This is a genomic window from Pseudonocardia petroleophila (assembly GCF_014235185.1).
Lineage (GTDB): Bacteria > Actinomycetota > Actinomycetes > Mycobacteriales > Pseudonocardiaceae > Pseudonocardia > Pseudonocardia petroleophila.
Window position 1 is genome coordinate 1,276,915 of record NZ_CP060131.1, and the last position, 22,393, is coordinate 1,299,307.

A 22,393-nucleotide genomic window follows, 5' to 3' on the forward strand; every position below is an offset into this window, starting at 1 on the left:
CGATCCACCGTTCGCGAGCGGCATCCCAGTGCAGGCCACCGTCTCCGCGGCTACGCCGGCTGGTCATAGCCGACCCCCGATTCCGCGACGAGCAGGTCGACGTAGTCGGCGATCGCGGCCGCCGGGATGAGCCGGGCCCGTCCCTGGCAGACCGAGCGCAGCCGACCGGCCCGGATCTGCTCGTAGATCACGCTGCGGCTCAGCGACAGGAGGGCCATGGCCTCGGTGACGCGGTAGAGCTGCCTGCTGGTCATGTCGTCCTCCTGGTCGCGCGTCGGTGTGATCGGTTGCGTTCTGCGATGGCGGCCGCCAGCTCGCGTTCGCCGTCGTCGCGGTGCCCGAACCGGACCGGCACCCAGTCGTTGACGACCACGACGGTGTAGGGGTCGATCGGCTCGACCTGGTCGAGCGCGGACAGGTCCTCCCGGAGTCGCCAGAGCCGGCGCTCGCCGCGGATCGTCCGGAAGCTGACGCTGTACCGCTGCGACTTCGTGAGGAAGTGGCCGCGGAAGCCGAGCATGTGGGCCCAGCGGTGCAGGTTCAGCGCCTCGTACTGCTTCAGCTCGCCGAGCAGCCACGCCGTCTCGATCATCGCCCGGTGGTGCGGGGTGAGGTCGAGGTACCGCACGTGCTCGAGGTCGCGGATCGGGCGGTCGGCCCCGTTGGTGGCGCCGGTGCCCTTGGTGGCGTACTTGGCGATGTAGCCGGCCAACGCCGCGTCGGTGATCTCGCCCGCGTCGTTCTCGACCTGCCGGGCCGCGGACGGGGTGACCGGGCGGAGGTCGAGCTGTGCACCCCAGCCAAGCGTCATCGCCGCCCCGTCGGGTCGGGTGATGCTCAGCGAGGCGGCCGCCGCCGCGGTGGTGATGGCTACACGCAGTGTGGTGTCGTCGAGTCCGGTCGGGCAGGGGTCGGCCGGCCCTCCGGGTCCGTCGAGGCGGATGACGGCGTGGAAGTGGATCAGGCCGCGGCGTTGGTACTCGGCGACCTTGGCGTAGGACAGCCGGGCGTGGTCGCGGAACGCGCGCGCTTTGACGCCGAGCTCGGCGGCCAGGGCGCGGCGCAGCGTGGTGGTGAACCGCGCCCACAGCGCCCCGGCATGCGCCTGCCAGAGCACAGCCCCGATGTAGTCGTAGGTGTCGGGGTCGACGGCGCAGCCGATGCGAGGGTCGTCGGGATGATGGCGCTGCCCGCACCGGCAGGGCATCACGAACCCGCGGGCGGTGACCTTCCTGGTGTGGACGTGCCCGAAAGAGGGCGCGGTGAGAGTGAGGAACGCCCGCGGCCGGTCCGTCACGCTCGCCGGGACGTTCTTGGTGTCGTCTCCGGCGAGCCCGGCGCGCAGGAGGTGGAAGGCGTCGGCGGCGTAGCGGTCCGAGCAGGCCGGGCAGACGGACTCGCGGCGGTTCCCGCAGGGCGCGAGGGCGTCGCCGGAGCGTTCGAGCAGGACCGCCCCGTCTCGGCCGAGGACGCGGGAGGAGCCGCGGAGGTGGATGGGTGCGGCGCATCCGCCGGTCTGCTCGACCGCGGCCCGCCAGGCCGGGTAGCCCGGGGACCGCAGCCGGGCGCTGAGCTGGTCGTCGATGACGGTCATCCGGACCACCACCAGCGCAGCCCGGCCTCGTGCGCCCACTCGCGGGCGAGCTGGCGGGTGGCGTACAGCTCGGCGAGGACGGCGATGAGGCAGACGAGGGTGAATCCGCCGGTGCCGACGCCGAAGTAGAGCCAGCCGGCCCCGACGCCGAGTGCGAGGACCAGCGTGCACTTGAGCCAGGTGAGCACGGCCCATTCGGTGACGTCCCACATCACGCCACCCCCGCCAGGTACTCGGCGCGCCAGGTAGCGGCGGTGAGGGCGTCGGCGCGGTCCTCGCGGCGTTCCCGCAGCCACCGGACGCCGAGGCGCACGGCGACGGCCAGGACGACGAGCAGGCCGAGGGTGAGTAGGCCGAGGGTGACGGCGTGCTCGACGGCCGGGACGATCGCGGCCGCGCAGCCGATCGCGCAGACGACGGCGATCAGGGCGGTGATCAGGCGGGCTTCGTAGGTCTGGTGGGTGGTCATGACGCGGTCTCTTCTCCGGCCGGGCCGTGGGTGGTGTGGGTGGGGAAGGGCAGGACGTCGCCGGGGCTGCGCGGGGCCGGGACGTCGAGGCCGCGGGGTGCGCAGCGGGTGGCGAGTTCGTCGATCTCGTCGTCGGTGACGTAGCCGGCCCGGAACCGCACCGGCAACCGGGAACGTGAGTCGATGACGAACCCGATCCCGGCGTGGGCCTCGTCGCCGGGGATCTGGTCGGCCAGCGCGCCCCGGTCGCGGGCTCCGTCGCCCAGTGCCATATCGACGTGGCTGGCGGCGGTGACGCCGAGGCAGATCCGGGTGGTGAACAGGTCCCGGACGTCGACGACGTCCTTGGATGGTTCCTGCACGTAGCCCATGACGGTGTGGTCCGCGGCCCGGCCCTGGGTCAGGATCTCCGCGAGCAGGCGCAGGGCTTCGCGGACGCCGCTGCGGTCGCCGTAGGCGGTGAGCATGGCGAGTTCGTCGATGACCAGCAGCTCGACCGGGGTGTCCCGGCTGATCTGGCAGGTGCGGATCTTGTGTTCGCGCATCCACGCCTGCCGGGCGATCATCGAGTCGCGGAAGTCGCCGAGCAGGTCCAGGGCGTCGTCGAAGGTGGTGGCCCAGCGGTGGAACAGCGCCGCGCCGCGGTCGGTCTCGGTGCCGCCCTTGAGGTCGATCGTCCAGACCCGAACGAGGCCGTCGCGGATCATCGGACCCATCGCCCGCATCGGGTTCCACAGCAGCGAGCCCTTGCCCGCGCCGGACGCGCCGACGACGAGCAGGTGCTTGCCCCGGACACGGATGGTGAACGGCTCGCCGCGTTCGTTGTCCCCGACATCCAGGGCGCGGAGGTCGACGAGATCGGAGGCGGCCGGGATCGGGGCGGCGTCGATGACGTTCGGGAACGGCATCCGCCGCTCCACGACCATCGACAGGACGCCGGGGCGGGCGCGGGTGACTGCGACCCGGTGGGCGCCGAGGGCGTCGGCGAGGGCGGGCATCTTCTCGGTGAAGGTGGCCGGGTCCTGCCCACGGACGGTGCGGACGCTCAGGGTGTCGATCGACGGTGTCACTGCCCGGACCCGCAGCACCCGCGGGCAGAGGATCTGGCCGGTGCGGCGGTTCTCCCGGGTCAGGTCGCAGTCGGTGAGGACGCCGCGCCAGCGCCGGCCCCGGTAGGCGGTCCAGCGTCGCCAGATGGTGCGGATGCGGGGGGCGATCCAGCGGTCGTAGGTGGGCGGGTGGGCACGCCACCAGATCAGGAATCCGGCGAGCAGCCCGCCCAGGCCGGAGGCGACGGCGGTGGCACCCCACAGCGCCACGGCCCAGATGCCGAGGACGGGGATCAGGGCGAAGGCGGGGTGGCGGAGCAGCCAGACCAGGGCGCGGATCTCGGTGCCGGTGGAACGGGTGGCGCCACGGACTCCGCGGTCGGCCGGGTGGTTCGCGAACGGGATGTTGCGTGCAGTCATCGGAATCAGTTCCTCATGTCGGAGTGGAATGGGTCGGGCCGGGACACGGTGCGTTCTTCTGTCCCGGCCGAGATATTGCGGTGGGGTCTAGCGACTGTTCTTGCCGTCGAGCATTCCGCGGGCGGAATCGAGCTGGACCATCAGGAACGCGACGTCGCGGGCGAGGTTGCGGTGGGTCGTGCGGAACCCGCCGGCCCGGAACGGGATGCCGCGTACGGCCTTGCGGAGTCGGCGCATCGCGGCGTCGAGGTCGTCGATCGCGCGGTCCACGGTGACGGCCATCAGGACCGCCATTCGCGGGAGAGGAGATCGGCTTCCCAGCGCTTGGCCGAGGCGGCGATGACGCGGAGGGTGCGGTGGGTCTTCTTCGCCGCGGACTTGATCTCCTCCGGGGTGGCGACGGCCCAGGAGCGGCCGTTGACCCCGTTGGAGGCGCGGGCCCGTTGGGCGTCCTGGGCCTTGGCGCCGAGCTTCTCGATCTCGGCCAGGGCGTCGCCGACCTGCTGCAGGGACGCCCAGAACTCGGCGAACTTCGCGACCGACCTGCGGTTGAGCGGTCCCCGTGTGCGGAGCCGGGTCCGGGTGGGGGCGGTCATCTCAGACGCCCTTCCGGATCGCGGTCTGCGCCAGCCGCAGCCCTTCCGCGACGCCGGCCCGCCAGGCCTGTTCGGTGGCCATCAGCTCGACCCCGTCGCGCAGGGTCCAGCGGCGCCGTTCGCGTTCCAGCCGGCGCACCAGCCGGGCGACGCCCTGGGTGCGGGCCCGGGTGGCCGGTCTCGTCATCGTGTTGGTGGTCATCACGCACTCGCCTTCCACAGCGCCATGGCGCTGGTCTCGTCGTGCTCGGGATCGGGGGTCTCGCAGGTGCCGCCGCAGTCGACGCACACCCCGTCACCGGTGCAGATCTCGCACTCGGTGCCGTCATGGGCATTCGGGTAGGAATCGGGGAGCGTGCCGTATCCGTCGCACGGGTCACACGCCCCCGATCCGCTACAGCCATCACAGATCATCGAACTCACCTCGATGAGTCGGTTTCGGTCCGGAGCACGAATGTGGGCCGGATTCAGGCATGGGTGTAGCCACTGTGGAATTCTCAAAGAACGTGGCGGACCATTCCGCCGAGCCGGATCAGTTCTCCGGCGAGCGCCTCCGACAGGAGGACGCGGGAGTCAGGCCACCGAGTCGGCGGCGGGGGCGTCCAGCTCGGCCAGAGCCGTGGAGGCGATGTCGATCAGGCGGGCGAGGTCGTCGCGCTGGGCGAACACCGCGACACCGGCCCGGTTGGCGCCCGCGATGTGCAGCACCACCCGCGACTCAGCCGGGTGGAGTCGGTAGAGCAGCGCGGTGCGCTCGTAGATGTGGACGTTGACGTCCATCGGGGCGTCCTCCGCCCACGTGGCGCCGTAGCCGGGGGTGCTCACTTCTCGCCCCGAGGTGCCGGAGCGAGTCCTGCCGGGGCCAGGGACAGGGCCTTGAACGAGATCCCCGAGATCGACCGGCCGTCGGGGCTGTCGATCTGGTAGGCGTTGATCCGGGCGTTCACCAGCGCGACCCGGGAGTCCTCGCCGAATCCCTCACCGGGGTCGGTCTCCAGGGTCACCTTGATCTCCTCGCCCTTCTGGGGCCGCTGCCCGGGCGCGGTGCGCAGCTTCGCGAACAGGGACACCACGAACTGCGTCACGCCGTCGCGGTTGGTCACCGGGAGCCAGCCGCCGTTGCCGTCCTCGCGCATCTTCGGCGCGGGCGGCTCGACCACCGTGAGCTTGTAGCCGTCCAGGACGACCGGGATGTCTCGCATCGTTGCCTCCTCATCGTCGGGGCCGGTCGGTTCCGGCCCGTCGAGGACAACTCTCCGCAGAATCGCCGGACGGCCACACCCCGTAGCTGGACAACGCAGGACGTCTCAGGGACGATCGAGTCGTCCCTACTTGTGCGGAGGTTCCGGTGGCGAACGAGCGACTGCGGGACGCGATCCTGGCCGCGGGTCTCACCTACGAGCAGGTCGCCAAGGAAGCCGGCGTGGACCCCAAGACCGTCGAGCGCTGGAGCCTGCAGACGGGCCGCAAGCCCTACGCCCGGCACCGCCGCGCCATCGCAGCTTTGCTCGACCAGTCGGAGTCCTGGCTGTGGCCCTCAGCCGTCCCGCCGGAGCGCCAAGCGAGCATCGCCACGTCGGAGATCGTCACCGCCTACCCCCACCGCAACGCCATCCCGTCCGACCTGTGGGAACGCCTGCTGCACGCCACCGACGACCGCATCGACATCCTCGTCCACTCCGGACTGTTCCTCGTCGAGCGCCCCGACTTCATCCGCACCATCGCCGAGAAGGCCGACGCCGGGGTGACCATCCGCATCGCATTCGGAGACCCCGACTCCGACGCCGTCACCCTGCGCAGCGCGGAGGAGAAGCTGGGCGACGGAGTGCTGGCCATGCGGATCAAGTACGGCCTGGCCGCCTACACCCCGCTCGTCGGGACGCCCGGGGTCGAGTTCCGCTTCCACGGGACCACGCTCTACAACTCGATCTTCCGGTTCGACGACGAGATGATCGTGAACAACCACGTCTACGGCGTCCCCGGCGCCCACGCCCCCAGCCTGCACCTGCGCAAGCTCGGAGCCGGTGACCTGTTCAGCACCTACGCCAAGAGCTTCACCGACGTGTGGGCCCTGTCGAGGCCGGCCGCATGGTGATCTGATCGGGGCATGGCGCGCACCGACCACTACCACGATCCCGACGCCCCGAAGGCGACCAGCATCGTCATCGCCGCGAGCGCGTTCGTCGTCGACGACTCCGAGCGCCTGCTGATGATCCGGCGCACCGACAGCGGCAAGTACGCGCTGCCCGGTGGGCGCCACGAGCTCGGCGAGACCATGACCCAGACCGTCATCCGCGAGACCGAAGAAGAGACCGGCGTGACCATCGAGGTCACCGGCCTGATCGGCATCTACTCCAACCCCCACCACGTCATCGAGTTCAGCGACGGGGAGGTCCGGCAGGAGTTCTCGATCTGCTTCCGCGGCCGAGCCGTCGGCGGGGAACCGCGACCGAGCGATGAGACCACCGAGGCACTGTGGGTCCAGCGCGACCAGGTCGCCGGACTCGACGTCCATCCATCCATCCGTCTCCGCATCGAGCACGGCTACTCGTCTGCTACTGAGCCGCACTACACCTGATCGGCAATCCCCACGCTGTCGATCCACTCCGAAGCCCGCGCCACCGCTGCCCGCCGCTCCGCCATCCCCGCGTCGAGAGCCTGGATCACGTAGTGGGCGGGGGCGTAGCGGGCCCGGACGTCGTCCATCCGCGCTTCGAAGTCCATGCACTGCCCGTCCGGGCCGATCGTCATGTCCACGAACCACAGCAGGTCACGGGTCAGGCTGCGCTCGTCGACGAAGCCGACCATCTGGCCGTCGAGGCCCAGGGCCGACGCTTCCGCGGACGCGGAGGAGTGCAGCGCGACGAGGTCAACGACGCGGTCCGGGACGTCGACGGTCCGAAGGTAGAGGGCGCCGTCGAGGGGATGGAATCCGCTCACTGCCAGAGGCGGCGCGTAGCCGACGTCATGCAGCCACGCAGAGACGTGCAGGATCTCGCCGTCCTCGCCGAGGTGGGGCGCCAGCCGGCCCGCCCGAGCGGCCACGTTCTGCACGTGCGCCCATCGCCGGGGCAACGCATCGCTCAAGAACACCTCGGCCGTCGACTCGGCCCACTCCACTAGCTGCACCTTGCGAGCCTACGGACGCACGAGCACCGCTAACCGCGCCGTCAACAACGTCTTCGTCAATTCGCCCATCGGCGCAGCTCAGGACCGGTCCGACGCAGCCATCGGCTGCGGTGTTCAGACTTTCAATCCCTGTTCAAGGCGGCGCCGTGCGGCGCCGCGCGGCGCTGTGTCCGATGCAGCCGCAAGCGCTCGCGCGGGGCGTGCGGCCTCCGGCCGGTCCCCGCGCGGCGCGCGGCTGCTCCCTCTGCCGACGCGCTACGGCAGCACAATCACGCCAGTGGCAATGAGAATCTCCACACTGGACGCTACAGCGTATACGGCAATGAATGCCCACGGAGTCCACACCTCGCGTGACGTGAACGTGCGGTACCGCTTCGGTTGGCGACCCTCTCCAAGCGCCTTCCATTCAGCCAGAAAGATCGCGGCAGGGAACAGCTGCTCGATTCGGTTGATTACGGCGAACTTACCAGTATTGAGCTGACCGAACGATACGATCAGAGTGCGCCACGCCGTCGACAGAATTCCACCAGTCAGAGTGAGCGCCAGCATCGCTACCGCTTGCAGTCGCGCGTCTCTTCCATTGGTCAGAATAAGCCCGGCCACCGTCACAATTGCCCCATTAACAGTCAGAAAGAACGTGTTGAGACCTTGCCGACGAGCAACGAGCGCCTCAGAACTGGCAACCATTAGTTTGTACAGCTCAAAGAGTCGATCCATTTCTTTCTCCGACTGAGGCAGGCCGTTAGGAAACAGATTTGCGTCTAACGGGCCGGGGCCGGTCACAGATTGCGCTCCACCCTTGCGGCCACCTCATGGATGGCCCGGACGTACGGCATGTCCTCCAACGCGACATCCCTGGACAGTTCTTCGAATGGCACCGAGGAAGCATGGCCTGGATTCACGTCATTGCTCCACGCAACCCAGGCATTGTGCACGTCGCGAGCATCCACCCTGCCGCCCTTGGCAAGCAATAGCACGGCATAGATCCGAAAGAGCGGAAGAGAGCTCTCGTCTGGAAGATCTTTGCGTGGGACCTGTTCGCGTATCTCATAAGCGAGCTGGTCGATGTAGTTCAAATCAAACCCAAGTCGAGAGCCACTTGATGATCTGATCGAAGTCCCAACGGACCACATTCTTAGCGGGAAGTCCAGCGGGGATGCTATGTGTCTTGTCTCTGTTTATCTGAATGCCAAAGATGTAGTGGCCTTGCCGAACAGTCTCGGCAATCTCCCATAGGACCGCCTCAGACTTGTACGTCGTAGGTCCGACAAGGACGATCGTCCCCTTCGTTCGCGCAATACGCAGCTTACACTCTGTCTTCCATGAACTATCGAACGGATCTTGAACAGAGTAATCCACGAACGAGATGTCGTTGTTCTTGTCTTTAGCTTGCTGCACAAGGAAGTCCCTTGCCCATCGATCTTCCATCTCAAAACTGACAAACGCACGGGGGGCCATGCGACTCCTTCCACTCACGGCGAGTTTTCCATGAACTCCGTTGGGTGTGCCGTTGACGCGCCCAAGCAACATCTGCCCTCGCCGGGCGGCAGGTCTCCGGGATGGCCGGGTGTGGCATCCCATCGACCTCCCCCGAGGGCTACCACACGACGTCCCGGGGGCAGAGCTGCACAACGTCAGCCGGCGGTTGCGCCGAGGGCTGCCCCCGGGCCGCCGCGCGGTCGGGCGTTGCCAGGTCGACGGGATGCCACACGAGCCCCAGCGTGGCGGGCGGAGCAAACCCGGAGCACGCGGCCTGGGGCGGCCATCACCTCCCGAGACGCGCCAGCACGAACACCCAGCTCAGCGGTCACGCGACAGCACGACCTGTCAGCACGCGGAACTCTGCGTCCGCCTTGACACCGAAGCCCGTCAGAGCCGTGGTGGGGCTACGTTCATTGACGGTCCTCACTACTGTGCCCAGCATGGTGAGTGAGGACGCTAGCTTCCACGGACCTGAGCACGTCACCGACCTCCGCAACCTGCTCGATGAATTGATCACACGGTGGCGCGAAGGGCCGATCGAGGCGACCACGCCGCGCGGAAAGTTGTGGACTCTCTCCCGGGCGAAGCTGATCGGCGGGCTGGCTTCCAGCGCTCATCGCTTAGGTCACGCGGTTGCGCTCCTTAGCGACCAAGGCATGCACGTCGAGACGGCACCGACGGCTCGATCCGTGCTGGAGCATGGCGTCACTGTTCAATGGTTGCTCGCCTACGGCGATGAGGCCGTCTGGGGCGTGCTGAACGAGGAACAGCGGCAACGCCGCAACACGGTGGCCACCCTGAAGAATCTTGGTTCGTGGCAGAGCCACGCGGAGGCTCAGCAACTGATTGACCTCGTTAGCGCGGAACCGCGTTACAACAAATCCATGTCCGACGACCCTGCACGCAAGTTCAATGAGATGTGCAGCGACCTGGACCGAGGCGGTGACTGCTACATGCAGTTCCGGGTTCTCTCTTCCCTTGTGCATCCCGGAATTCCACTAGCGGAGCGCTACATAGAGCGGCACGAGCCGCCGGAGATTGCAATCGAACCGCGGCCGGTCACCGACCCGATCATGTTTCTTTACCCCACCTGTATCGGCCTGATCTGGGCAGCACGCGCGATGGACACAATTGATTCCAAACACCCGAGCCGCGAGTGGCTGCGCGGACAGGCCCGCCGCCTGGACATCCCTGTCGAGCTGAAGCTGAGCGAAGCCGGCATTAAACGACGTCAACAAGATCAGCGGGCGCGACGTCTTGCGAAACATGCGGCGCGACAGGACAAGGCGGCCGAGACGACACACAATGGACGGCCTCCACCTCCCCTGCGCTGACGGCTATGGCCGGGCAGCTCGAACGATCAGCGCACTGCGCGCTCGACGTCGCATCGAAGTACTCGTCACGATCCGGGCGTAACGGGTGGACCGCTTCGACCGAAGGACCTGGGCAGGCAAGCACGTAGAGGGAGAGCCGCCCGTGGGCATGATCCGCAAGATGACCAGCATCAGCACGCTTGGGCTGGTGGACTTCCGCTCCGACAAGGAGCGCACCGCGCGGTACACCCGCCAGACCCGCAACGCGACGCGAGCCCAGGTCGCCCAGAACATGCAGGCGCTGGAGCTCCAACGCGAGCAGCTGGCCCAGGCGCACGTGCACCACGTCGAGGCCCAGGCGCAGCGCATCGCCCCTGTCAACGCGCAGGCGTACCTCGCCCCTCCCCCGCCGATGCCGCCGGCCGGCTGGTACCCGGACCAGGACTCCGGGGTGCAACGCTGGTGGGACGGCGGCCGCTGGACCGAGCACACGCAGCCGCTGCAGCCTGGGGGCCGGCCTCCGGCGCTGAGTAACCAACTGAGTGACAACCGGGCAGTACAGCCGTACCGCCCGGCGGACGGCCACGGACGCTGGTAGCAGGCTGACCTGCGGATCGTTCCTCGTCGATGGCCCGGCTCCATTGCTTCGGGACGAAGAGGTCGCAGGTTCAAATCCTGTCACCCCGACCACACGCAAGGCCCTCTGACCAGTAGGTTCAGAGGGCCTTCGGTCTTTCCGGGAGAAGCGTGGACGGCACGGTCGACCTCAAGCGCGAGCTGCCCTGCTACCGCGCGCGGCGGGACGCGCCGCAGGTCGTCGACGTGCCGGACCTGCAGTACCTGATGATCGACGGCCACGGCGACCCGAACACGTCCGTCTACGCCGACGCCGTCGCCGCGCTCTACCCGCTCGCCTACGCGCTGAAGTCCGCCGCGCGGGCCGAGCTCGGCCGCGACCACGTCGTGATGCCGCTGGAGGGGCTGTGGTGGGCGCAGGACATGGACGCCTTCACCACCGCACGGGACAAGAGCCGGTGGGACTGGACGCTGCTGATCCTGCAGCCCGACTGGATCACCGCCGGGATGGTCGGCGACGCCGTCGGGCGGCTGGGATCCGGGAGGCGCCGCCCCGAGCGGCTCGCCGACGTCCGGCTGGAGACGCTGTCGGAGGGACGCTGCGTGCAGGCGCTGCACGTGGGGGCCTACGACGACGAGGCCGGGCTCCTGAGGCGCGTCCACGAGGAGTTCCTCCCCGGCCGAGGGCTCGTCCCGGCCGGTCGGCACCACGAGATCTACCTCAGCGACCCGCGGCGGGTCGAGCCGGCCAGGCGACGGACGATCCTGCGGCAGCCGGTGCGGGAGCTCGTCGACGATCGCCGGTAGCGGTCGCGGAGATCCCGGCGGATCAGACGTCGAGCTGGTCGAGCACGCGCTGGGCGGCGTCGAGCTCGGAGCGCAGCTGCTCCACGCGGTCGCGCTGCCGCTGCCGCGCCCCCTCCAGCGACGACTCGATCGCCTCGGCGACGGCGGGCGGCAGGGACCGGGCCGCGGTGGCCAGGTCGGCGGCCGGGACCGGCACCGCGGGCACGACCCGCTTCGTGCCCACCCGCACCTCGACGCTCCACTCGCCCTCGGGCGTGGCCTCCAGCGTGACCGTCATCCCCGACGGACGGGCGGCCCTGACCCGCGCCGGGCGGGTGGTGGGCACCGGCGTGCCGGCCCGCGCCAGGTCGGCCGCGGACCCGGCCCGGCCGGACGCCGCCGGTGCGGACCCGGCCGGGCCGGACCGCCCGGTGGACGTGGCCTCGCCGGCGGTGGCCGCACCGGCGGTGGCTGCGCCGGCGGTGACCGCGGTGGAGGTGGCCGCACCGGCGGTGGGTGCACCGGCGGTGGGCGTGGCCGCCGTGGAGGTGGCCGGGCCGCTGCCGGCGGCGGGCCGGGGCGTCGACGTCGAGGCGCCCGCACCGGGCGTCGCGCCGCGGGCCGCGGCCGGACGGACCGGTGCGCCGTCGGGAGCGGCGGCCCGGGTGGCCGGACCCGGTCCCGCCGCGGCCGCCACGGCGGTCGCCTTCCCCGTGGCCGCCTTCCCCGTGGCCGCCTTCCCGGTGGCCGCCTTCCCGGTGGCCGCCTTCCCGGTGGCCGCGGGCGCGGTGGCGGACCGGCGGGCCGGACGGGTGAGGGTCAGCTCGTTCGGCGAGCAGAACATCGTGTCGCGCGACCCGGCCGGCTTGACCTGGATGAAGTCGCCCTCGGACGCGTCGCCGACCGCGGACACCTTCGCCGACCGCCCCGCGGGCACGCCGACGGCGGCCTCGGTGAACCACACCGTCACCGGCTTCCCCGCGGCCGCGGACTCCCGCACGGCCACCACGTCCTGCTCCGTCAGCGCACCCGGTGCCGTCATCCCCGTCGTCTCCCTCGCGTCGTCCGTGCGCATCATGCCCGGCACCCCCGACAGTCCCGACCGGCGACGGGCCGTTACCCCACCAGCTCCGCCACGACCTCCAGCTCGGCCCGGTCGCCGCCGACGACCATCGTCGTGATCAACGACGACCGCCACACGTCGAGCTCCTCGGCGATCTTGCTCCGGGGACCCACCAGCGCGACCTGCTCCACCATGTCCAGCGGCACCGCGGCGGCGGCCTCGTCCTTGCGCCCGGCCAGGTAGGACTCCTGGATGCGGGCGCACTCGGCCTCGAAGCCCATGCGCGCGAACACGTCGTAGTGGAAGTTCGCGCCCTTGGCCCCCATGCCGCCGATGTAGAGCGCGAGCATCGGCCGGACCCGGTCGGCCGCCGCGGAGACGTCGTCGTCGACCACGACCTGCACCATGCAGACGACCTCGAAGTCCTCGGCGGTCCGCCGCGCCCCGGGGCGGGCGAAGCCCTCGGCGAGGCGGTCGCGGTAGAACGCGTCGTGGCGCGGCGCGTAGAACAGCGGCTGCCAGCCGTCGGCGATCTCGGCCGCCAGCGCCACGTTCTTCGGGCCCTCCGCGGCCAGCAGGATCGGCAGGTCGTCGCGCAGCGGGTGGATCGTCGGGCGCAGCGGCTTGCCCAGCCCGGCCCCGCCGGGGTGCGGGATCGCGTAGTGCTCCCCGGAGAACTCGACGCGCTCGCGGGCGATCGCCGACCGCAGGATCTGCACGTACTCCCGGGTCCGCGCGAGGGGCCTGGGGTAGGGCTGCCCGTACCAGCCCTCCACGACCTGCGGCCCGGACGCGCCGATGCCGAGGACCATCCGGCCGCCGGAGAGGTGGTCGAGCGTCAGCGCGGCCATGGCCGTGGCCGTGGGGGTGCGGGCGGACATCTGCACCACCGACGTGCCCAGCCGGACGCGCGAGGTGCGCGCGCCCAGCCAGGCCAGCGGGGTCAGGGCGTCGGAGCCGTAGGCCTCGGCGGTCCAGATCGAGTCGAAGCCGAGGTCCTCGGCCGCGGCGACGCGGTCGGCGGTCGCGGGGTCCGGGCCCGCTCCCCAGTACCCGAGCGCCAGTCCGAGGTCCATCAGAGGGAGTCCACGAAGAAGTCGAGCTCGGGGTCGTCGGTGCCGCCGTACTCCGAGAGGTCGGTCCTCCCCGACCGCGCGAGCGCCTCGACGTCGAGGAAGATCTGCCCGGTCGGCCGCTCGGCATCGGTGAGCAGCGCGACCGCCGCATCACCCATGATCTCGACGCTGCGCGACCGGCCGGCCGCCTCCTCGCCGCCGAGCAGGTTGACCACCGCCGCCGTCGCGATCGTGGTCTGCGGCCACAGGCAGTTGGCCCGCACGCCCTTCTCCGCGAACTCCGCGGCGAAGCCCAGCGTCAGCAGCGTCATCCCCATCTTGCTCAGCGCGTACGCCGGGAACCTCCCCAGCCAGTGCGGCGCCAGGTTGATCGGCGGCGACAGCGTGACGATCTGGGCGTCGTCGCTGTCGAACAGGTGCGGCAGCGCCGCGCGGGTCAGCTGGAAGGTGCCCCTGCTGTTGATCTGCTGCATGAGGTCGTAGCGCTTCGGGGTCAGGTCCAGCGTCCCGGCCAGGTTCAGCGCCGAGGCGTTGTTCACCACGATGTCCACCCCGCCGAACGTCTCCACGGCGGTCGCGACCGCGCGGGCGACGTCGGCCTCCTCGCGCACGTCCCCGACCACGGCGACGGCCCGCCCGCCCGCGGCCTCGATCTCGGCGACCGCGGTGTGCACGGTGCCCGGCAGGCGCGGGTCCGGCTGGTCGGTCTTGGCCAGCAGCACGGCGTTCGCGCCCTGCCTGGCCGCGGCGGTCAGGATGGCCAGCCCGATGCCGCGGCTGCCGCCGGACATCACGATGGTGCGGCCCTTGAGGGAGTCGGTCACATCAGCTCCAGGTTCGACGGACAGTCAGTGCTGACCGTATCGGAGGCGGGCCGGTGCGGGGGCCCCGTGGGCGGGACGACCCGGCCGCGGCGCGCACGGGGGCCTGCACGGAGATCCACCGGCCGGGCGAGCTGACGTCGACGGTGGTGTGGCTGCGCGCCGAGTGGCCGGCCGTGCTCGACGGCCTCACCGACGCCGACCTCGACGCCCCGGCCGGCGGGACCGGGCAGCTGCGGGCGGCGGGTCAGGGCGCGACGTAGACGTGGACGGTCCGGCGGCGGCCGTCCTGGGCCATCCAGTCGGCGGGCCGGGTGTCGACCCGGCGCCAGCCCAGCCGCTCGTAGAACGCGACCGCGGGCTCGCCGTCGACGACGTCGAGCCACAGCCCCTCGCCCGCGCCGGCCGCGGCTGCGGCGACGAGCGCGGCCGCCACCCCGCGACCGCGGGCGGCCGGGGTCGTGAACAGCCGCTTGACCGCGACGAGCAGGTCGGCCGGCACGCCGGTGTCGGCGACGACGGCCGCGTCGGCGGCGGCCGCGACGCAGACGTGCCCGACGATCGCGCCGTCGACCTCGGCGACCCATGCCGCCGTCAGCCCGTCGGGGTCGAGCCACGCCGCGGGATCGGCGGGCCAGGCCGTCGGGTAGCGGTCGGCGTCGTGCACGGCCCGCAGCGCGGCGACGCAGCCCGCCACGTCCTCCGGTCGTCGCGCACGGACCCCGGGAGCCGTCCTGCTCACGGCGTCACCCCGGCACCGGCGTCCGGCCGGGGCTCCTCCGGCTCGTCGGCCCCGGGCACGTCGTCGCGGATGAGGACGTCGATCCAGCGGGTGTGCGGGTGGATGTCGACGAGCAGGGCCTTGGCCAGCAGCGTGAGCGGGATCGCCAGCAGCGCACCCAGCGGCCCGACGACGAACCCCCAGAACACCAGCGCGAGGAAGGTGACCGTCACCGACAACCCCACCGCGTCGCCGACGAACCGCGGCTGGATCACCGTCTGCAGCGCCACGTTGATCACCATGAACGAGACGACCACCGCGAGCATGAGCCCCGGCCCGCCCTCCAGCAGCGCGAGCAGCGCGGGCGGGGCGAGCGCGATGACGAACCCGATGTTGGGCACGAAGTTCGCGACGAACGCGAGCAGCCCGAACACCAGCGCGAGCGGCACGTCGAGCACCAGCAGCACCGCCACGTCGAGCGCGGCGATGACCAGCCCGAACACGGTGGCGACGGCGAGGAAGCGGCGGGTGCCGTGCGCGAAGGAGGTGAGCGCGTCGACGACGTGCGGGCGCGAGCGGGCGAGCGCCGTCATCCGCTCCGGGAAGGTCGCGGAGTCGAACGCCATGAACAGCAGGACCGACAGGATGAGCAGCAGGTTCGACAGCAGCCCGGCGAACTGCGCGAGGAAGCCCTGCAGCACGCCGACGAGGCTGCCGATGTCGAACTGGTCGAGCGCGGCCTGGATCTGGGCGGGCCCCACGCCGATCGTCGCGAGCAGGTCGGAGGCGGCGCGGAGGAGGTCGTTGAGCTGGCCGCTGTAGGTCGGGAGCACGGCCGCGAGCTGGGCGACCGCGTAGACGAGCGAGCCGACGAGCGCGACCAGGATCGCGTACACCGACCCGAGGGTGACGAGCGTGGCGAGCCAGCGCGGCACGCCCCGGCGCCGCAGCGCGCCGGCGATCGGGGCGACCGTCACCATCAGCACCAGCGCGAGGAACAGCGGGCCGAGGAGCCCGCCGAACGCCTGCAGCCCGGCGATCGTCACGACGGCGGCGGCGAAGCCGAACAGCGGGTTCGTCCAGCTCCCGCCCGTGCGGGGTGCGGCGTCGGTCACGCGCAGATGGTGGCAGACCGGGGTCCGGGTGCCCTCACGAGCCGATCCAGCGGCCGGCCGCACCCACCGCGGCGAGCCGGCCCCGGGCGTCGTGCAGCTCCGCACGGCCTGCCGTGAACCGCGAGCCCGCGTGCACCGGTGTCGCCCGGGCGGTGAACACCGTGCCGTCCGTGGGGACCGGGCGGACGAAGGTGACGTCGAGCTCCACCCCGCCCGCCGCGGCGTCAAGGGCGTGCGCGAGGACCGTGGCCAGCACCCCGCCCTGCACGGTGGAGCCGAAGTTGGCCAACCCCGGGTCGGCCGTCGCGGACGCGGCACCGGGCGTCACCCGCAGGGCCAGCGCGGCGGGCGAGGACTCCGCGACCGGCGGCGGGCCCGCCGCGGGCAGCACCGCGCACCGGCTGCTCAGCGTCGCGACGGGCGACCCGTCGGCGGCGCACACCTCGGCGGTGCTCACGCCGGTGGCGCCGAGGTGCCCGAGCCGGGCCGTCGCCGTCAGCGCTCCCGTGCCGGGCGCGTGGACCGACGCGTGCAGGCTCAGGGTGCTCACCCGCTGCCCCGGCGCCAACCCGGTGCCGACGACGGCGCCGAGCAGGAAGTCGGCGAGCACGAGCGCGGCCCCGAGCGGCGGCAGCACCTCCGCGGACGGCAGCCCGGCGACGACCAGCCCGGGCTCCACCTCGACGAGCCGCGCCCCGACCGTCCGCGACGCCGGGGCGAGCCGGGTGGGGTCGGTGACCGCGGCGCGGAGGCGGTCCAGCGTCGAGACGGGCACGGCGGGACCGTAACCCGCCGGAGGGCGCGGATAACGATCAGGCACTGATCGCCGCGCGGAATCACGAGCCGGCGACCGTCGCTCCTACTATTTCGCCGCCCCGACGGATCCCCCCAGGAGCTGGATCATGAACCCGATCGCTCGACGTGCCGCCGTCGCACTGGCCGCAGGCGCTCTCTTCTCCGTCTCCGCGTGCAGCGGCACCAGCGTGCTGAACCTCGAGGTCGGCCAGTGCATCGCCGACGCCGCGACCGGCGACCAGGTGAGCTCCCTGCCCACCGTCGACTGCTCGGAGCCGCACGCCGGCGAGATCTACGCGCTCCCCCAGCTCCCCGACGGCGACTTCCCCGGCGACGAGGCCGTCAACGAGCAGGCCCAGCAGCTGTGCTCGGGTCAGGCCTTCCAGGACTACGTCGGCAAGCCCTACCAGGACTCGGAGATCTACTACTCGACGCTCTCCCCGAGTCTCGAGACGTGGAACGAGGACGACGACCGCGAGATCGTCTGCATCCTGACCACCCAGGACGGCAGCCCGCTCGAGGCGGGGTCCCTGCGCGGCGCCAACCGCTGACCGGGGCGGGCCGGGTGGCCGTGCGGCAGGATCCGGGTCGTGACGACCCATCCCGCCGCCCCCGTACCCGAGACCCTGTTCGACGACGAGCGCGAGCAGCGCTGGCGGGCCCGGTTCACCGCGCCGCGGATGTCTCGCCCGGCGTGGGCCCTGGACGCACCCGACCGCTGCCTCTACACCTCCAACGCCAGCGGGACGACCGAGATCTACGTCTGGGACCGCGCCACCGACACCCACCGCCGCGTCACCGACCGCCCGAGCGGCACCCACTCCGCGACGCTGCCGCCGGACGGGTCGGCCGTCTGGTGGTTCGCCGACACCGACGGCGACGAGTTCGGGCACTGGGTCGTCGAGCCGTTCGCGCCGGACGGGACCGCGGCGGCGCCCGCCCTGCCCGGCGTCGAGGACGGCTACCCCGCCGGGCTGGAGATCGGCCGCCGCGTCACCGTCGTGGGCACCTCCACCGACGACGGCACCCGCATCTGGCTGCGCCACGACCCCGACGCACCCGCGACGGTCGTGTACGAGCACGCCGAGGACGCCGGCGTCGGCGCGCTGTCGGAGGACGAGACCCTGCTCGCGATCGGCCACTCCGAGCACGGCGACTCGCGGCACCCGTCGCTGCGGGTGGTCCGCGTCGCCGACGGCGGCACGGTCGCCGAGCTGCACGACGGGCCCGGCAAGGGGCTGGGCGCGATCGCGTTCGCCCCGGTCGCGGGCGACCCCCGGCTGCTGGTGCAGCACGAGCGCCGCGGTCGTGAGGAGCTGCTGGTCTGGGACGTCGTCGCCGGCACCGAGACCGAGCTCGACCTCGGCCTGCCCGGCGAGGTCTCCGCCGACTTCACCCCCGACGGGCGCGCGCTGCTCGTCGGGCACACCCACGCCGCCCGCACCCGCCTGCACCGCTACGACCTCGACACCGGCGTGCTCACCGAGCTGCCCGTCGCCGCCGGGTGCGTCGGCTCGGCGGACGTCCGGCCGGACGGCACCGTCGAGTACAGCTGCAGCTCCGCCGCCGAGCCGTCGACGATCCGGGCGCTGCACCCCGACGGCACCGACCGCGTCCTCGTGACCCCGCCCGGGGAGCGCGCGCCGGGCTCGGTGCCGGTCACCGACCTGTGGGTCGACGGGCCCGGCGGGCGCATCCACGCGCTCGTCGCCACCCCGCCCGACGGCGACGGGCGGGCGGTGTTCAGCCTGCACGGCGGCCCGCACGCGGCCGACGAGGACCGGTTCGGGGCGATGCGCGCGGCGTGGGTCGAGGCCGGGTTCGTCGTCGTCGAGGTCAACTACCGCGGCTCCACCGGCTACGGCTCGGCGTGGCGCGACGCGATCGAGGGCCGCCCGGGCACCACGGAGCTGGAGGACGTCGCCGCGGTGTTCGACGCCTGCGTCGCGCAGGGCCTCATCGACCCGGCGCGGTCGGTCGTCGAGGGCTGGTCGTGGGGCGGCTACCTGGCGCTGCTCGCCGTCGGCACGCAGCCGCAGCGGTGGGCCGCGGGGCTCGCGGGCGTGCCGGTGGCCGACTACGTCGCCGCCTACGCCGACGAGATGGAGCAGCTCCGCGCGTTCGACCGCGCCCTGTTCGGCGGGTCGCCGGAGGAGGTGCCGGAGCTGTACCGGACGGCGTCACCGCTGACCTACGTCGACGCCGTCCGGGTGCCGGTGCTCGTGCTGGCCGGGGAGAACGACCCGCGCTGCCCGATCCGGCAGATCGACAACTACCTCGACGCCCTCGCCGCCCGCGGCGACGTGACCTACGAGGTGGCGCGGTTCGACGCCGGCCACGGCAGCCTGGTGGTGGACCAGACGCTCCAGCACATCGCGACGGAGATCGACTTCGCCCGGCGCGCCCTCACCTGAGTTGCAGCATGGCCACCTTCACGCCGTCTCGTTGCGTGACGGTGGCCATACTGCAATCGGGGCCGAGCGGCAATCGGGGCCGAGCGGCAATCGGGGCCGAGCGTCAATCGGGGCCGAGCGTCAGACGGTGGCCTTCAGCTCCACGTCGACGTTGCCGCGGGTGGCCTTCGAGTACGGGCACACCTGGTGGGCGCCCTCGACGAGCTCGTCGGCCTGCGCCTGCTCGAGCCCGGGGAGGTGGGCCGTGATGACCGCGCTGATGCCGAAGCTGGTGTCGTCGGGGGCCAGGCTCACCGACGCGTCGACGGTGGCGCCGTCGGGCACCTGCACGCCCTTGTTCTTCGCCACGAGCCGCAGCGCGCCGTGGAAGCAGGTGGCGTAGGCCGCCGCGAAGAGCTGCTCGGGGTTGGTGGCCCCACCGGGACCGCCGAGGGCGGGCGGCATCTTCAGGTCCTGGTCGATGATCCCGTCGCTGGTCCGGACCCGCCCGTCCCGGCCTCCGCCCGACGAGGTCGCCTCGGCCGTGTAGATCGCGTCCGCCATGGTGCTGTCCTTCCGTCGAAAACCTTGTCGCGCACAACATACCTCCGGTCGACGACCCCGCGCCGTCACGCGTCGGTAGCCGGACGGAAACACGCGGCGCGCACGATGGCGGTCGTCCCGAGGAGGTGGCGGCTCGATGCTGTGGCGTGTGCACGTGGAGCTGGAGGACCGGCCCGGCCGGCTGGGCGAGCTCGCCACGGCGGTCGGCGACGCGGGGTGCAACATCATCTCGCTGCACGTCGTCGGCGAGCCGGCCGACGACGGGTCGGTCACCGACGAGCTGCTGGTCCGGGTACCGCCGGGGATCGACGCGGCGGAGATGGCGGCCGCGGTCGAGCGGGCCGGGATCCCGTGCTCGCTGCTGGTGCGGGCCGACGCCCAGGAGCTCGCCGATCCCGCGACGACGGCGCTCGCGCTCGCGCGCATGGTGGCGGCCGACCCGGGGAGCGCCCCGCGGGCGGTCGCGACGATGCTGCGCGCGCGCCTGGTCGATCCGGCCGATCCCGATCCGGGCGGTCACACCCACGCCCTGCGCGTGGGGGCGCGGCAGCTGCGCCTGGGCCGGGCCTGGCCGTTCACCGCCACCGAGATCTCCCGCGCCGCCGCGCTGCTGGAGCTCGCGGCGCAGCTCGCGCTGCGCCCGCCCACCGCGCCCGAGCGCGACGACCGCATCCTGCTCCTGCGCGACGGCTCCGAGGTGCGGATGCGCGCCGCCACCCCGGGCGACGCCCCGCTGGTCGCGGCCCTGCACGCCCGCTGCTCCCCGGCCACGCGGCGGTCCCGCTTCCTCAGCCCCGCCCCGCGGCTGGACGCCGCCGAGCTGGAACGCCTCCTCGGGGGCGACGACGGCGAGGCCGTCCTCGCGATCACCGTGGACGGCGGCAGCGCCGTGGGCATCGCCACCTTCGGCCCGGACGGCCCGACCGCGGCCCGGTTCGGCGTGCTCGTCGCGGACGCCTGGCACGGCCGCGGCGTCGGCACGTCCCTGCTGCGGCGGATGGCCGACATGGCCGCCGACCGCGGACTGTCCGAGCTGACGGGCGTCGCACGCCCCGACGACCTCGGCGTCACGCGCCTGCTGCGCCGGGCCGGGCTGCGCCCGTCGGCGGAGATCTCCGACGGCGAGGTGCGGCTGCGCGCCGCCCTGCCGACCTCGAGCGGGACCCTGGTCGGGTAGTCCCCCGGGAAGGGGCGGCCCGCAGGCCGCCCCTTGCCCGGACCGGTCAGGACTCCGCGGGCGCGATCCGCGAGCCGGTGCCCGGCGAGAACACGTGCTCCTCGCCCGGGCGGATGGCCAGGTGGATGATCTCGCCCTTGCGCGGGGGCGTACGGGCGTCGACGCGCACGGTGAGCAGCTTGGCGTCGCCCGCGACGGACCCGTCGTCGATCTTCAGGCTGCCGTAGGCGAACGCGTCGGACCCGAGCTCCTCGACGACGACGACCTCGAACGGGAAGCCCTCGCCGTCGCCGACCACCGAGATCGACTCCGGGCGGAACCCGAGCGTCGCCGTGCGCGCACCCTCGGCCGACAGGGCCGAGCGGACCGAGCGCTGCAGCGGCAGGGTGTGCCCGCCGATCTCCGCGCCGTCCTCCGAGATCGGGACCTCGGCGAGGTTCATCGCGGGCGAGCCGATGAAGCCGGCGACGAACACGTTGTCCGGGCGGTCGTAGAGGTTGCGCGGGGTGTCGACCTGCTGGAGCAGCCCGTCCTTGAGCACCGCCACGCGGTCGCCCATCGTCATGGCCTCGACCTGGTCGTGGGTGACGTAGACGGTCGTGGTGGCCAGGCGCCGCTGCAGCGCCGCGATCTGCGTGCGCGTCTGCACGCGCAGCTTGGCGTCGAGGTTGGACAGCGGCTCGTCCATGAGGAAGACCTGCGGGCTGCGGACGATCGCGCGCCCCATCGCGACGCGCTGGCGCTGGCCGCCGGACAGCGCCTTGGGCTTGCGGTCGAGGTAGGAGTCGAGGTCGAGGATCTTCGCGGCCTCCTCGACGCGCTTGCGGATCTCCTCCTTGCCCATGCCGGCGATCTTGAGCGCGAAGCCCATGTTGTCGGCGACGGTCATGTGCGGGTAGAGCGCGTAGTTCTGGAACACCATCGCGATGTCGCGGTCCTTCGGCGGCAGGTGCGTGACGTCCTTGTCGCCGATGAGGATCTTGCCGCCGGTGACCTCCTCCAGCCCCGCCAGCATGCGCAGCGAGGTGGACTTGCCGCAGCCGGACGGGCCGACGAGCACGAGGAACTCGCCGTCGGCGATGTCGAGGTCGAGGGCGTCGACGGCGGGGTGCGGGGCACCCGGGTACGTGCGCGTGGCACCGTCGAAGGTGATGCTGGCCATGGTGGTTCCTCCGGGGAGGTCGTGGGCGGGCGCGCCGGGCCCCCGGGGATCCCCGGGCCTGCCTGCATGGTTGACCGGTCTGCAGGTCGACG

At 72.0% G+C, this 22,393-nt stretch carries 31 protein-coding genes; 9 read left to right on the top strand and 22 right to left on the bottom strand.

Going from position 1 to position 22,393, the window contains the following annotated elements; translation table 11 throughout:
• Nucleotides 1-50: 50 nt before the first annotated feature.
• The 10 genes from H6H00_RS06380 to H6H00_RS06425 form a co-directional block, all read right to left on the bottom strand.
• Complete coding sequence (locus H6H00_RS06380; RefSeq protein WP_185720408.1) at nucleotides 51-254, bottom strand: helix-turn-helix domain-containing protein; 204 nt, start codon at nucleotides 252-254, stop codon at nucleotides 51-53.
• Nucleotides 251-1,594, bottom strand: coding sequence for a replication initiator (locus H6H00_RS06385; protein WP_185720409.1), 1,344 nt, complete (start codon nucleotides 1,592-1,594; stop codon nucleotides 251-253). The genes H6H00_RS06380 and H6H00_RS06385 overlap by 4 nt, the downstream gene beginning before the upstream one ends.
• Entirely contained in the window at nucleotides 1,591-1,806 is a 216-nt protein-coding gene (locus tag H6H00_RS06390; RefSeq protein ID WP_185720410.1) for a hypothetical protein, read from the bottom strand. Before H6H00_RS06390 ends, H6H00_RS06385 begins: the two co-directional genes overlap by 4 nt.
• Entirely contained in the window at nucleotides 1,806-2,063 is a 258-nt protein-coding gene (locus tag H6H00_RS06395; RefSeq protein WP_185720411.1) for a hypothetical protein, read from the bottom strand. Before H6H00_RS06395 ends, H6H00_RS06390 begins: the two co-directional genes overlap by 1 nt.
• On the bottom strand, nucleotides 2,060-3,532 hold the full coding sequence (locus tag H6H00_RS06400) for an FtsK/SpoIIIE domain-containing protein (RefSeq protein WP_185720412.1): 1,473 nt from the start codon (nucleotides 3,530-3,532) through the stop codon (nucleotides 2,060-2,062). Before H6H00_RS06400 ends, H6H00_RS06395 begins: the two co-directional genes overlap by 4 nt.
• Nucleotides 3,533-3,619: 87 nt before the next feature.
• Entirely contained in the window at nucleotides 3,620-3,826 is a 207-nt protein-coding gene (locus H6H00_RS06405; protein WP_255425608.1) for a hypothetical protein, read from the bottom strand.
• A complete protein-coding gene (locus H6H00_RS06410) occupies nucleotides 3,814-4,128 on the bottom strand; it encodes a hypothetical protein (RefSeq protein ID WP_185720413.1) in 315 nt (104 codons plus the stop codon). Before H6H00_RS06410 ends, H6H00_RS06405 begins: the two co-directional genes overlap by 13 nt.
• A 1-nt stretch (nucleotide 4,129) precedes the next feature.
• Nucleotides 4,130-4,330: a hypothetical protein gene (locus tag H6H00_RS06415; RefSeq protein ID WP_185722934.1), complete on the bottom strand. Its 201-nt coding sequence runs from the start codon at nucleotides 4,328-4,330 to the stop codon at nucleotides 4,130-4,132.
• A gap of 371 nt (nucleotides 4,331-4,701) precedes the next feature.
• Nucleotides 4,702-4,953: a hypothetical protein gene (locus tag H6H00_RS06420; protein WP_185720414.1), complete on the bottom strand. Its 252-nt coding sequence runs from the start codon at nucleotides 4,951-4,953 to the stop codon at nucleotides 4,702-4,704.
• The gene (locus tag H6H00_RS06425) at nucleotides 4,950-5,330 is read right to left on the bottom strand and encodes a hypothetical protein (protein ID WP_185720415.1); all 381 of its coding nucleotides are present in this window, start codon (nucleotides 5,328-5,330) and stop codon (nucleotides 4,950-4,952) included. Before H6H00_RS06425 ends, H6H00_RS06420 begins: the two co-directional genes overlap by 4 nt.
• 146 nt (nucleotides 5,331-5,476) lie before the next feature.
• Between H6H00_RS06425 and H6H00_RS06430 the strand changes: the two genes are divergently transcribed.
• Complete coding sequence (locus tag H6H00_RS06430; RefSeq protein WP_185720416.1) at nucleotides 5,477-6,223, top strand: helix-turn-helix domain-containing protein; 747 nt, start codon at nucleotides 5,477-5,479, stop codon at nucleotides 6,221-6,223.
• A gap of 12 nt (nucleotides 6,224-6,235) precedes the next feature.
• Complete coding sequence (locus H6H00_RS06435; RefSeq protein WP_185720417.1) at nucleotides 6,236-6,706, top strand: NUDIX hydrolase; 471 nt, start codon at nucleotides 6,236-6,238, stop codon at nucleotides 6,704-6,706.
• On the opposite strand, the gene H6H00_RS06440 is transcribed toward H6H00_RS06435, so the two are convergent.
• The 4 genes from H6H00_RS06440 to H6H00_RS06455 form a co-directional block, all read right to left on the bottom strand.
• Complete coding sequence (locus H6H00_RS06440) at nucleotides 6,697-7,248, bottom strand: HD domain-containing protein (RefSeq protein WP_185720418.1); 552 nt, start codon at nucleotides 7,246-7,248, stop codon at nucleotides 6,697-6,699. The genes H6H00_RS06435 and H6H00_RS06440 overlap by 10 nt on opposite strands.
• A gap of 264 nt (nucleotides 7,249-7,512) precedes the next feature.
• The gene (locus H6H00_RS06445; RefSeq protein WP_185720419.1) at nucleotides 7,513-8,040 is read right to left on the bottom strand and encodes a RipA family octameric membrane protein; all 528 of its coding nucleotides are present in this window, start codon (nucleotides 8,038-8,040) and stop codon (nucleotides 7,513-7,515) included.
• Nucleotides 8,037-8,333: a DUF7701 domain-containing protein gene (locus H6H00_RS06450; RefSeq protein ID WP_185720420.1), complete on the bottom strand. Its 297-nt coding sequence runs from the start codon at nucleotides 8,331-8,333 to the stop codon at nucleotides 8,037-8,039. The genes H6H00_RS06445 and H6H00_RS06450 overlap by 4 nt, the downstream gene beginning before the upstream one ends.
• A gap of 1 nt (nucleotide 8,334) precedes the next feature.
• The gene (locus H6H00_RS06455; RefSeq protein ID WP_185720421.1) at nucleotides 8,335-8,715 is read right to left on the bottom strand and encodes a TIR domain-containing protein; all 381 of its coding nucleotides are present in this window, start codon (nucleotides 8,713-8,715) and stop codon (nucleotides 8,335-8,337) included.
• Between the two features lie 464 nt (nucleotides 8,716-9,179).
• On the opposite strand from H6H00_RS06455, the gene H6H00_RS06460 reads away from it, so the two are divergent.
• The 3 genes from H6H00_RS06460 to H6H00_RS06470 all read left to right on the top strand — a co-directional run bounded on the left by H6H00_RS06460 (nucleotide 9,180) and on the right by H6H00_RS06470 (nucleotide 11,435).
• Entirely contained in the window at nucleotides 9,180-10,073 is an 894-nt protein-coding gene (locus H6H00_RS06460; protein WP_185720422.1) for a DUF5677 domain-containing protein, read from the top strand.
• A gap of 148 nt (nucleotides 10,074-10,221) precedes the next feature.
• Nucleotides 10,222-10,650 (top strand): DUF2510 domain-containing protein, encoded by a 429-nt coding sequence (locus H6H00_RS06465; protein ID WP_255425812.1) that lies wholly within the window; start codon nucleotides 10,222-10,224, stop codon nucleotides 10,648-10,650.
• Between the two features lie 149 nt (nucleotides 10,651-10,799).
• Complete coding sequence (locus tag H6H00_RS06470; RefSeq protein WP_185720423.1) at nucleotides 10,800-11,435, top strand: GyrI-like domain-containing protein; 636 nt, start codon at nucleotides 10,800-10,802, stop codon at nucleotides 11,433-11,435.
• A gap of 22 nt (nucleotides 11,436-11,457) precedes the next feature.
• Here the strand turns inward: H6H00_RS06470 and H6H00_RS06475 are convergent, their stop codons facing one another.
• Genes H6H00_RS06475 through H6H00_RS06485 form a run of 3 tightly spaced genes read right to left on the bottom strand, consistent with a single transcriptional unit; the run spans nucleotide 11,458 to nucleotide 14,377 of the window.
• Complete coding sequence (locus tag H6H00_RS06475) at nucleotides 11,458-12,492, bottom strand: DUF6319 family protein (protein WP_185720424.1); 1,035 nt, start codon at nucleotides 12,490-12,492, stop codon at nucleotides 11,458-11,460.
• A gap of 38 nt (nucleotides 12,493-12,530) precedes the next feature.
• A complete protein-coding gene (locus H6H00_RS06480; protein WP_185720425.1) occupies nucleotides 12,531-13,553 on the bottom strand; it encodes an LLM class F420-dependent oxidoreductase in 1,023 nt (340 codons plus the stop codon).
• The gene (locus H6H00_RS06485; RefSeq protein ID WP_185720426.1) at nucleotides 13,553-14,377 is read right to left on the bottom strand and encodes an SDR family oxidoreductase; all 825 of its coding nucleotides are present in this window, start codon (nucleotides 14,375-14,377) and stop codon (nucleotides 13,553-13,555) included. The genes H6H00_RS06480 and H6H00_RS06485 overlap by 1 nt, the downstream gene beginning before the upstream one ends.
• Nucleotides 14,378-14,430: 53 nt before the next feature.
• Here H6H00_RS06485 and H6H00_RS06490 point away from each other — a divergent pair, with 53 nt between their 5' ends.
• Nucleotides 14,431-14,637 (top strand): hypothetical protein, encoded by a 207-nt coding sequence (locus tag H6H00_RS06490; RefSeq protein ID WP_185720427.1) that lies wholly within the window; start codon nucleotides 14,431-14,433, stop codon nucleotides 14,635-14,637.
• Here the strand turns inward: H6H00_RS06490 and H6H00_RS06495 are convergent.
• Genes H6H00_RS06495 through H6H00_RS06505 form a run of 3 tightly spaced genes read right to left on the bottom strand, consistent with a single transcriptional unit; the run spans nucleotide 14,622 to nucleotide 16,985 of the window.
• Entirely contained in the window at nucleotides 14,622-15,116 is a 495-nt protein-coding gene (locus H6H00_RS06495) for a GNAT family N-acetyltransferase (protein WP_221775811.1), read from the bottom strand. The two genes, H6H00_RS06490 and H6H00_RS06495, sit on opposite strands and share 16 nt — an antisense overlap.
• The gene (locus H6H00_RS06500; RefSeq protein WP_185720428.1) at nucleotides 15,113-16,210 is read right to left on the bottom strand and encodes an AI-2E family transporter; all 1,098 of its coding nucleotides are present in this window, start codon (nucleotides 16,208-16,210) and stop codon (nucleotides 15,113-15,115) included. The genes H6H00_RS06495 and H6H00_RS06500 overlap by 4 nt, the downstream gene beginning before the upstream one ends.
• Nucleotides 16,211-16,244: 34 nt before the next feature.
• Nucleotides 16,245-16,985, bottom strand: coding sequence for a PaaI family thioesterase (locus tag H6H00_RS06505; RefSeq protein WP_185720429.1), 741 nt, complete (start codon nucleotides 16,983-16,985; stop codon nucleotides 16,245-16,247).
• Between the two features lie 127 nt (nucleotides 16,986-17,112).
• Here H6H00_RS06505 and H6H00_RS06510 point away from each other — a divergent pair, with 127 nt between their 5' ends.
• Nucleotides 17,113-17,556, top strand: a complete 444-nt coding sequence (locus H6H00_RS06510) for a septum formation family protein (RefSeq protein WP_185720430.1) — start codon at nucleotides 17,113-17,115, stop codon at nucleotides 17,554-17,556.
• A gap of 39 nt (nucleotides 17,557-17,595) precedes the next feature.
• Nucleotides 17,596-19,419: a prolyl oligopeptidase family serine peptidase gene (locus H6H00_RS06515; RefSeq protein WP_185720431.1), complete on the top strand. Its 1,824-nt coding sequence runs from the start codon at nucleotides 17,596-17,598 to the stop codon at nucleotides 19,417-19,419.
• A gap of 120 nt (nucleotides 19,420-19,539) precedes the next feature.
• On the opposite strand, the gene H6H00_RS06520 is transcribed toward H6H00_RS06515, so the two are convergent.
• Entirely contained in the window at nucleotides 19,540-19,962 is a 423-nt protein-coding gene (locus tag H6H00_RS06520; RefSeq protein ID WP_185720432.1) for an organic hydroperoxide resistance protein, read from the bottom strand.
• A gap of 136 nt (nucleotides 19,963-20,098) precedes the next feature.
• Between H6H00_RS06520 and H6H00_RS06525 the strand changes: the two genes are divergently transcribed.
• Complete coding sequence (locus tag H6H00_RS06525; protein WP_185720433.1) at nucleotides 20,099-21,139, top strand: GNAT family N-acetyltransferase; 1,041 nt, start codon at nucleotides 20,099-20,101, stop codon at nucleotides 21,137-21,139.
• Nucleotides 21,140-21,185: 46 nt separating this feature from the next.
• Here the strand turns inward: H6H00_RS06525 and H6H00_RS06530 are convergent, their stop codons facing one another.
• Entirely contained in the window at nucleotides 21,186-22,301 is a 1,116-nt protein-coding gene (locus H6H00_RS06530; protein ID WP_185720434.1) for an ABC transporter ATP-binding protein, read from the bottom strand.
• Between the last annotated feature and the right edge of the window lie 92 nt (nucleotides 22,302-22,393).

Coding starts and splice junctions, on each gene's coding strand:
- H6H00_RS06410 (WP_185720413.1), bottom strand. CDS start 4,128: ATGACCGCCCCCACCCGGACCCGGCTCCGCACACGGGGACCGCTCAAC.
- H6H00_RS06385 (WP_185720409.1), bottom strand. CDS start 1,594: ATGACCGTCATCGACGACCAGCTCAGCGCCCGGCTGCGGTCCCCGGGC.
- H6H00_RS06530 (WP_185720434.1), bottom strand. CDS start 22,301: ATGGCCAGCATCACCTTCGACGGTGCCACGCGCACGTACCCGGGTGCC.
- H6H00_RS06520 (WP_185720432.1), bottom strand. CDS start 19,962: ATGGCGGACGCGATCTACACGGCCGAGGCGACCTCGTCGGGCGGAGGC.
- H6H00_RS06405 (WP_255425608.1), bottom strand. CDS start 3,826: ATGGCGGTCCTGATGGCCGTCACCGTGGACCGCGCGATCGACGACCTC.
- H6H00_RS06425 (WP_185720415.1), bottom strand. CDS start 5,330: ATGCGAGACATCCCGGTCGTCCTGGACGGCTACAAGCTCACGGTGGTC.
- H6H00_RS06400 (WP_185720412.1), bottom strand. CDS start 3,532: ATGACTGCACGCAACATCCCGTTCGCGAACCACCCGGCCGACCGCGGA.
- H6H00_RS06390 (WP_185720410.1), bottom strand. CDS start 1,806: ATGTGGGACGTCACCGAATGGGCCGTGCTCACCTGGCTCAAGTGCACG.
- H6H00_RS06415 (WP_185722934.1), bottom strand. CDS start 4,330: ATGACCACCAACACGATGACGAGACCGGCCACCCGGGCCCGCACCCAG.
- H6H00_RS06435 (WP_185720417.1), top strand. CDS start 6,236: ATGGCGCGCACCGACCACTACCACGATCCCGACGCCCCGAAGGCGACC.
- H6H00_RS06395 (WP_185720411.1), bottom strand. CDS start 2,063: ATGACCACCCACCAGACCTACGAAGCCCGCCTGATCACCGCCCTGATC.
- H6H00_RS06460 (WP_185720422.1), top strand. CDS start 9,180: ATGGTGAGTGAGGACGCTAGCTTCCACGGACCTGAGCACGTCACCGAC.
- H6H00_RS06465 (WP_255425812.1), top strand. CDS start 10,222: ATGATCCGCAAGATGACCAGCATCAGCACGCTTGGGCTGGTGGACTTC.
- H6H00_RS06525 (WP_185720433.1), top strand. CDS start 20,099: ATGCTGTGGCGTGTGCACGTGGAGCTGGAGGACCGGCCCGGCCGGCTG.
- H6H00_RS06475 (WP_185720424.1), bottom strand. CDS start 12,492: ATGATGCGCACGGACGACGCGAGGGAGACGACGGGGATGACGGCACCG.
- H6H00_RS06510 (WP_185720430.1), top strand. CDS start 17,113: ATGAACCCGATCGCTCGACGTGCCGCCGTCGCACTGGCCGCAGGCGCT.
- H6H00_RS06455 (WP_185720421.1), bottom strand. CDS start 8,715: ATGGCCCCCCGTGCGTTTGTCAGTTTTGAGATGGAAGATCGATGGGCA.
- H6H00_RS06480 (WP_185720425.1), bottom strand. CDS start 13,553: ATGGACCTCGGACTGGCGCTCGGGTACTGGGGAGCGGGCCCGGACCCC.
- H6H00_RS06380 (WP_185720408.1), bottom strand. CDS start 254: ATGACCAGCAGGCAGCTCTACCGCGTCACCGAGGCCATGGCCCTCCTG.